Raw genomic sequence first — 7,516 nt, forward strand, 5'->3', positions numbered from 1 at the left:
ACGTCGATGGGTGCGGGAAGCGCGCCTGTGCCATCGTCAAGATGTGGCACCGAGCTGGCGCACCGAGGTGCGCGCCCTGTTCGCCTGGCGGCGCGTCCTCAACCGGATGCGCGCCGTGCTGCGCAGCGCCGTCACCACGTTCGTGGTGCTCACGCTCACCCTCTGGCTGATGCCCGGGGTCGCCAGCACCGACGTGCTCGACATCCTCGGCCTGGTCGTGCTGGTGGCCGCCGTCGGCGCGGTGCTGCGGCCGCTGCTGCTGGTCGGCATCACCGCCCTCGGCGGCTGGGGTGCCATGCTCCTCGGCGTGGTCGCCCAGGTCGCGGTCATGGTGATCGCCCTGGAACTCGACCCGGCCGAGCAGATCAGCGGCCTGCCCACGCTGGTCGCCGCCGCGATCATGGCGGTCGTGGTGGCCGCCCTGCTGGACTGGATGGCCGACAGCGGCAGCGACGACACGTTCGTCCGGGAAGCCCGGCGGCTGATGCGCGGGGTCCGGCGCCGGGCCGCCCGCCGGGCCGGCGGTCCCCTGATCACCTTCCGCCGCCCGCGTCCCGGCGCCGAGCCGGGCCTGCTGATCGTGCAGCTCGACGGCGTGGCCGAGCCGGTGCTGCGCTGGGCGGTCCGGGCCGGCAACCTGCCGACGCTCGGGCACTGGCTGCGGACCGGCAGCCACACGATGCGCGGCTGGCACACCGGGCTGCCGTCGACCACCCCGGCCTCGCAGGCCGGCATCCTGCACGGCGCGACCCGGCAGATCCCCGGCTTCCGCTGGTACGAGAAGGAGACCGGCAAGCTGATGGTCTCCAACCGCCCGCGCGACGCCGCGATCATCGAGAAGCGGCTCAGCGACGGCAACGGCCTGCTCCGCGACGGCGGCGTGAGCATCAGCAACGCGTTCAGCGGCGACGCCGTGACGAACCTGCTCACGGTCAGCCACGCGGCGCTGCCCGGCCGGTCGGCACGGGGCTGGGCCGCGTTCATGGCCTCGCCCTACGGCTTCACGCGTGCTCTCGTGCTCGGCGTCGCCGAGGTCTTCACCGAACTGCACCAGGCTCGTCTCCAGCGGCGCCGCAACCTGCAGCCCCGGGTCAGCCGGTCCGGCGCGTTCCTGGCGCTGCGTCCCGCGTCGATGCTGCTGCGCGACGTGAACGTGTCGCTGATGGCCGAGCAGATGGCCCGCGGCGTGCCGGCGATCTACTGCGACCTGGTCGACTACGACGAGGTCGCGCACCACGCCGGCCCGGCCCGCCCGGAGTCGATGCGCCAGCTGGAGAGCCTGGACCGGATGCTCGGCGTGCTGCAACGGCTCGCGCCGGAGGCGGCCCGCAACTACCACCTCGTGGTCCTCTCCGATCACGGGCAGAGCCAGGGCGCCACGTTCCGCCAGCGGTACGGCGAAACCCTCGACGAGGTCACCGACCGGCTGGCCGGCCCGGATCACGCGGCCGGTCCGCGGCTGCCCGCCGAGGAGGAGGGCAAGGTCGTGCCGGAGACCACGGCGCCACCGGCAGCGCCGCTGCTCGTGGTGTCGTCCGGCAACCTGTCGATGATCTACCTGACCCGCTTCCCGCGGCGGCTGCACCGGGCGGCGATCGATCACGCGTACCCGGACCTGATCGACGGGCTGGCCATGCACCCGGGCGTCGGCGTGGTGGTGGCGCAGACCGAGGAGGGCCCGGTCGCCTACGGGACGGACGGCTCCCACCGCCTCCGCGACGGCTTCGTGGCGGGCAGCGATCCGCTCCTGCCGTACGGGCCGTCCGCCTGCCATGACCTGCTGCGGCACCAGAGCGCGGCGCACGTCGGCGACCTCGTGGTGATCAGCGCGGTCGACCCGGTCACGCATGAGGTGGCGGCGTTCGAGGAGTTGGTCGGCTCGCACGGCGGCCTCGGCGGCTGGCAGACCGACGCCGTCCTGGTCCATCCGGCGGGCTGGCCGGTCAGCCATGTCCTGAACGGCCCGGACGCCGTACACCGGCAGCTCGTCGACTGGCTGACCATGCTGGGGCTGCGAGACCGCGATGCGCTGCCGCCGAGTCCGCCGCTGCATGTGGAGGACCTCGACGCGCGACTTTCCTCCAGCCGGGATGGTTAGTGCTGTGTGCGTTTTCTGGCTGCCATCCTCCTCACTCTGACTCCACCGGTCGTCTCCCCGTCGACGCCCGTCTTCAACGGAACGGTCTACGCCGTCGCGTACCGGGGGGACACCGTCTATGTGGGGGGTGAGTTCACCAAGGCGGTGCAGGGTGGGCGTTCCTATCCGCGGCAGCGGCTCGCGGCATTCGACTCACGCACCGGAAAAATCCTGAAATGGGCACCTTCGGCAGACGGAACCGTCCGCGCGCTCGCCACCAGCGATCATGGAGTCTTCGCGGCCGGCAACTTCCACTCGATCTCGGGCGAGAAGCGTGATTCGCTGGCCCGGCTCAGCCCGACCAGCGGCAAGGTCGACGCTCTCTCCCATCTCGTCGACGGAACGCCGTACACGCTCGCCGTCGGCAACGACCGGCTCTATCTCGGTGGCAGCTTCAGCACGGTGGACGGCACGCCGCGCCGCAACCTGGCCGCATTCGACCTGGAGAACGGCCGGCTCGACAAGCGCTGGCGCGCGGAAGCCGACGATCGCGTGCACACCCTCGCGGTGAGCGGCACGCAGGTGTTCCTCGGCGGCGCCTTCCACAAGGTCAACGGGGTGAGCAGCACCCTGCGCCTCGCCGCGGTCAGCGGCACCACCGGCGAGCTGGACCGCTACTTCCGGCCGAAGGTGACCGCCGAGGTCAACGCGCTCACGGTGGACGGCGACGGGGTGTACGCGGCCACCGGCGGGCAGGGCGGCAGGGCCGTGGCGTACACCCTTGACGGCTCGCTGCGCTGGCAGCGGGTCTTCGACGGTGACGCCGTGGCGATCACCCGCCGGGCCGGCGTGACCTATGTCGGCGGACACTTCGACAGGGCCTGCCTGACTCCGCGCAACGGCCCGCAGGGCGCCTGCCTCGACGGTTCCGAGCCGCGGGTGAAACTGGCAGCGATCACCGGTTCCGGCAAGCTGACCGGCTGGGCGCCACAGGCGAACGGCGTGATCGGGGTGCGGGTGCTCAGCGCCTCGCCCTACACCGGCCTCATCCATGCCGGCGGCGACTTCACCACCGTCGGCGGCGTTGCCCGGCCGCGATTCGCCGGGCTCACCGGAGTCGACGCGGTGGGCGGTGCCGCCCGGCTCAGCGGAGTCGCCGCGGTGGGCGGTGCCGCCCGGCTCAGCGGAGTCGCCGCGGTGGGCGGTGCGGCCCGGCTCAGCGGAGTCGCCGCGCCACCAGCTCGCTGATCGTCCAGTACCGGGCCGGCGCGATCCGGGCCAGCCAGTCACCGGCCCGCGCCTCCCGGGTGATCACCAGGCGCGGGCGGCGGGACTGGATCGCGGCGACGATCTGCCGGGCCGCCTCCTCGGGCGGCATGGTGAGCGCCGCCTCGGCGAACCGTCGAGCCTGCGCCGCCTGCTCACCGTCCGGGTCGAGGCCGCTGACCCGCGCGTTCGCCGCGATGCCGGTACGGATCCCGCCCGGATGCACCACTGTCACCCCCACCTCGCGCGGCGCCAGCTCGTGCCGCAGCGCCTCGGTGAAACCGCGAACCGCGTACTTGCTCGTCGCGTACGCCACCTGCCCCGGCGGCGCGAGCAGCCCGAACAGGCTCGACATGTTGACGATGTGCGATCCCGGCCGGTCCAGCAGCTGCGGCAGGAACGCCTTCGTCGTCCGGATCACCGCGTGCAGGTTGATCTCCAGAAGCCAGTCCACGTCGGCGATGCTGTTCTGCTCGAACGTCCCGGTCAGCGTCACCCCGGCGTTGTTGATCACAAGATCGGCCGGGCCATGGCGGCCCAAGACCGCCGCGGCCAGGTCAAGGCGGTCGCCTCCATCGCTCAAATCCATGTCGTACGTCGACACTTCAGCTCTTCCGACCTCACGGCAAACGTCGGCCACCCGTTCCAGGCCTTCGGCGTCCCGGTCGACGAGAGCCAGAACAGCGCGCCTCTTCGCCAGCTCGACGGCGAGCGCCCCGCCGATCCCGCCGGCCGCCCCGGTGATGACACAGGTACGTCCCGCGAAGGTGAACCGCTGCACTCGATCCGCGCCTCTCTGATAACCCGTGCCTAACGACCGCACAGGATCCGCATAGCCCGACTGGTCAGTCTTTCTCCCGGTAGCGCCGCACACAACCGAGGAGCTCCGATGACCAAGCACGATCCGTACGCGCCGGGCCGCCCGTCCGGTGCGTACCCCCGCGCCCCGCACGGCGAGCCGGCGACCTGGCCGACCGAAGTCCCCGACCCGAACTCGGTCCCCGCCGACTGGTCCCCGACCGCGTCGTTCTCGCCTTCGGCCGGGCCGTTCTCGCCTTCGGCCGGGTCGTCCGCGCCCGAGACCGCTTCTTCGTTTCCGCCCGCGACCGCCGGTGAGCAGCCGGGTGGCGCGCACGCCGCCTGGCTCGCCTCTCCCGCGGAGCCGGGCGGCGCGCACGCTTCCCGGGACGACCCGGGCAGCGTCGCGGATCCGTGGGCGGCCACCGGTGCTTCTGCCCCCAGCGCCTGGCCGCCCGCGTCCGCGCCCCCATCCTCGTACGACGACCCCGGCGCAGGCTGGAACGACACCACCTGGTCAGCGGCAGCCGGAGTGGCGCCGCAGAGCCCGGTGCCCCAACCGTGGACCCGGGAGGTGGCCGACTCCTGGAACACAGGCCGGCCGATGCCCACCCGAGTCCCCGATGCGGTGCCACCTTCCTGGCAGTCGGCCGAGCAGCCGACCGCGACCTGGAACGTCCCCCGCGACCTCACCGAACCCTCTCCGGCATGGCAGCCCCCGGCCCCGTCCGCATGGGTGAAGCAGACGCCCTCGCAGCCGAACCACCCGCCGGCCGTACCACCGATGACCCCCCACGGCACTGCCCGCGGCACCACCTCGTTGCCGTCTCCACCGACTCACGCCGGTCCGCCGCCTGACCACACCGGTCCGCTGCCGACGCCGGCCCCGGGTACACCCGAACCGTGGTCACCGGAACGCGTCGAAGGGCGTCGCGCCAAGAAGAATCCCAAGGTCGCCCTGGTCGCCGCCCTGGTAGCGGCCGCTCTCGGTGGCGCCGGCGTGGGTGCGGGCGTCACCGCGGCTCTCAGTGATGACAGCAGCGCCTCAGCTCCGGGTGCTCCCGGCGCGGCGAACGGGCAGCCCGGCGTGCCGGGCCAGAACGGTCAGCAGCAGCAAGACGGTGGGCAGGCGCCGACCACTCAGCCGTCGCAGGGGAGCTGACAGCAGGTCTTTGTTCAGGGGTTAGGAAACGAGGGCGGTTCCCGCAGTGGGCGGCGGGGACTGCCCTCGTTGATTTCGGGGGCGGTGCTTCCCCCGTACAGAAGAAAGGTCTCTCAGGTCTGCTGTGGCTCTTCGACCGCGGCGGCGAGACGGGCCCGGCGGCGGCGGATGTGCCGGACGTGCCAGAAGGCGTATCCGCCGATCGCGAGCAGGAGGAGCACGAACGCGACCCAGGAGTATTTGTGGGCGTGCTCCATGATCTTGACGATGTGGGTGCCGAGCAGGTGGGCCACCGTGCACCACCAGCCGACCCAGAGCAGCGCGCCGATCGCGTTGTAGAGCAGGAAGGTGCGCCACGGCATCTTCGTGATGCCGGCGATCACGCCGTTGAGCTGGCGCAACCCGTCGATGAAGCGGGCCACCACGATGATCCGGTTGCCACGCCGGGCGAAGAACTTCTCGGCGCGGTCGAGCCGCTCCGGGGTGACGAAGATGTACTTGCCCCAGCGGTGCACTGCCTTGCGGCCGCCGCGCAGGCCGATCCAGTAGCCGATGTTGTCGCCGGCCACCGCCGCCACGAACGAGATGACCGCGACGAACCAGATGTTCATCCGGCCGGCGCCCGCATAGATGGACGCCGCTACCATGATCGTCTGACCAGGGGCCGGTACGCCGAAACTCTCCACGCCGATGACTCCGCCGATGGCGAGGTAGCCCCAGCGGTCCAGGATCGGCGCGACGCTGTCCAGGAACCCGGGGAGATCGGCTGAAGGTGGCATCCGCTACACGGTAGCGCCACCAAGGAGCGAGGCCACATGGACCTGCGGTCGGACCTTTTTCCCGTTCAGGCTCGCGAAGCGGCGATCTTCAGACGGGCGTATATCGCTTTCATGCATGTTTCGTACGGTAAATGACTCATACTTTCGGCTAGTCATCTCTAGGCCTGTCAGTTAGAGTCTCCATAACCGAACGGCCAAGTGTGCCCGGGCGGCGTTTAGCCGATGCCGTCCGCTGGATATGGACGCCCTTACCGACACGGGCCCCTTTCGAGGGGCCGGCTCTCCGGAAAGGTGTCAGGGAGGACCACGACATGACCGTGACCGAGACGAAGACGGCGGTGCCGTCAAAGACCGCTGCCAGTGCCAAGGCTCCGGTGGACAGCGCGGCCGAACTGCTCAGCGCCCTCGCCGCGATGCCGGCCGGCCACCCGTCCCGTGCGTCGCTGCGGGACCAGGCGATCGAGGCCTGGCTGCCGCTGGCGCGTCACCTCGCCCACCGCTACTCGGGCCGTGGCGAACCCACCGACGACCTCATCCAGACCGCCACCGTCGGCCTGATCAAGGCCGTTGACAAGTTCGATCCGGAGCGCGGTGTCGACTTCGCCGGCTACGCGATCCCGACCATCATCGGTGAGATCAAGCGGCACTTCCGCGACCGGACCTGGTCCGTGCGGGTGCCCCGCCGGCTGCAGGAGCTGCGCCTGGCGATCACCGAGGCCAACAGCACGCTCACCCACTCGCTCGGCCGTTCTCCGACGGTCGCTGACATCGCCGTCCACCTCGGGATCACCGAGGAGGAGGTGCTCGAGGGTCTGGAGGGCGCGCGTGCCTACAACGCGACGAGCCTCTCCACCCCGATCTCCGCGGACGGCAACACCGAGCTCGGCGACACGCTCGGCGGCGAGGACCACGAGTACGAGATCGCCGAGACCCGCGTGTCCCTCGGTCCCGCGCTCGCAACTCTCGACGAGCGGGAGCAGAAGATCCTGACGCTCCGCTTCTACGGCAACCTGACGCAGTCGCAGATCGCCGACCAGATCGGCATCTCGCAGATGCACGTGTCGCGCCTGCTCACCAAGGCTCTGACGAAGCTGCGCGGCCAGCTGTCCGCCGACGCGATCTGATCGCCCTCCCCGTGTAAGTGGTGGCGCCGACCCGGTTCCGGGTCGGCGCCGCTGTTCTGTCTGGTTACTTCAGATAAGACCTGTTTGTGCCACCGGATGTGGACTGGTCGGGCCAGTGCGGATCTCGGCCGAGCGGGCAAGATGGACGTCATGACCGCGCTTCCCGCTTCGGTGCCTCCGGGTGAGGCGGTGGAACTCGGCCGATGGACGGTCGAGAACTACCCGGGTCTGCGCCCTCTCCGGGCCGCGTTGCGCAAGGCCGTGAGCGAGGTAGTGCCGTCACTGGTTCCACCGCTTGCCGCTTCCCCTC

General features: G+C 71.0%; 7 protein-coding genes (1 of these 7 running past the window's edge). 5 read left to right on the forward strand and 2 right to left on the reverse strand.

Features of this window, described 5'->3' with window-relative positions; translation table 11 throughout:
- Positions 1-43: 43 nt before the first annotated feature.
- Positions 44-2,098: an alkaline phosphatase family protein gene (locus tag EP757_RS12685; RefSeq protein WP_127545391.1), complete on the forward strand. Its 2,055-nt coding sequence runs from the start codon at positions 44-46 to the stop codon at positions 2,096-2,098.
- A 6-nt stretch (positions 2,099-2,104) separates the two neighbouring features.
- Positions 2,105-3,325, forward strand: a complete 1,221-nt coding sequence (locus EP757_RS12690) for a hypothetical protein (protein ID WP_197725511.1) — start codon at positions 2,105-2,107, stop codon at positions 3,323-3,325.
- Here the strand turns inward: EP757_RS12690 and EP757_RS12695 are convergent.
- Positions 3,294-4,124 carry an SDR family oxidoreductase gene (locus EP757_RS12695; RefSeq protein WP_127545393.1) on the reverse strand — a complete coding sequence of 277 codons (831 nt, stop codon included), beginning with the start codon at positions 4,122-4,124 and terminating at the stop codon, positions 3,294-3,296. The two genes, EP757_RS12690 and EP757_RS12695, sit on opposite strands and share 32 nt — an antisense overlap.
- A gap of 108 nt (positions 4,125-4,232) precedes the next feature.
- Here EP757_RS12695 and EP757_RS12700 point away from each other — a divergent pair, with 108 nt between their 5' ends.
- Entirely contained in the window at positions 4,233-5,303 is a 1,071-nt protein-coding gene (locus EP757_RS12700; RefSeq protein WP_127545396.1) for a hypothetical protein, read from the forward strand.
- 113 nt (positions 5,304-5,416) lie between these two features.
- Here the strand turns inward: EP757_RS12700 and EP757_RS12705 are convergent, their stop codons facing one another.
- Entirely contained in the window at positions 5,417-6,082 is a 666-nt protein-coding gene (locus EP757_RS12705; RefSeq protein ID WP_127545399.1) for a DedA family protein, read from the reverse strand.
- A 311-nt stretch (positions 6,083-6,393) separates the two neighbouring features.
- Here EP757_RS12705 and EP757_RS12710 point away from each other — a divergent pair, with 311 nt between their 5' ends.
- Together EP757_RS12710 and EP757_RS12715 are read left to right on the forward strand one after the other, a co-directional pair.
- On the forward strand, positions 6,394-7,206 hold the full coding sequence (locus EP757_RS12710) for an RNA polymerase sigma factor SigF (RefSeq protein ID WP_127545402.1): 813 nt from the start codon (positions 6,394-6,396) through the stop codon (positions 7,204-7,206).
- Positions 7,207-7,356: 150 nt separating this feature from the next.
- Positions 7,357-7,516 carry the 5' portion of an ATP-binding protein gene (locus EP757_RS12715; RefSeq protein WP_232050483.1) on the forward strand. Its footprint extends 407 nt past the window's final position, so 160 of the gene's 567 nt are visible here — the first part of the coding sequence; the start codon lies at positions 7,357-7,359; its stop codon lies beyond the right edge, outside the window.

Origin of the sequence: Actinoplanes sp. OR16 (assembly GCF_004001265.1) — a bacterium.
Lineage (GTDB): Bacteria > Actinomycetota > Actinomycetes > Mycobacteriales > Micromonosporaceae > Actinoplanes.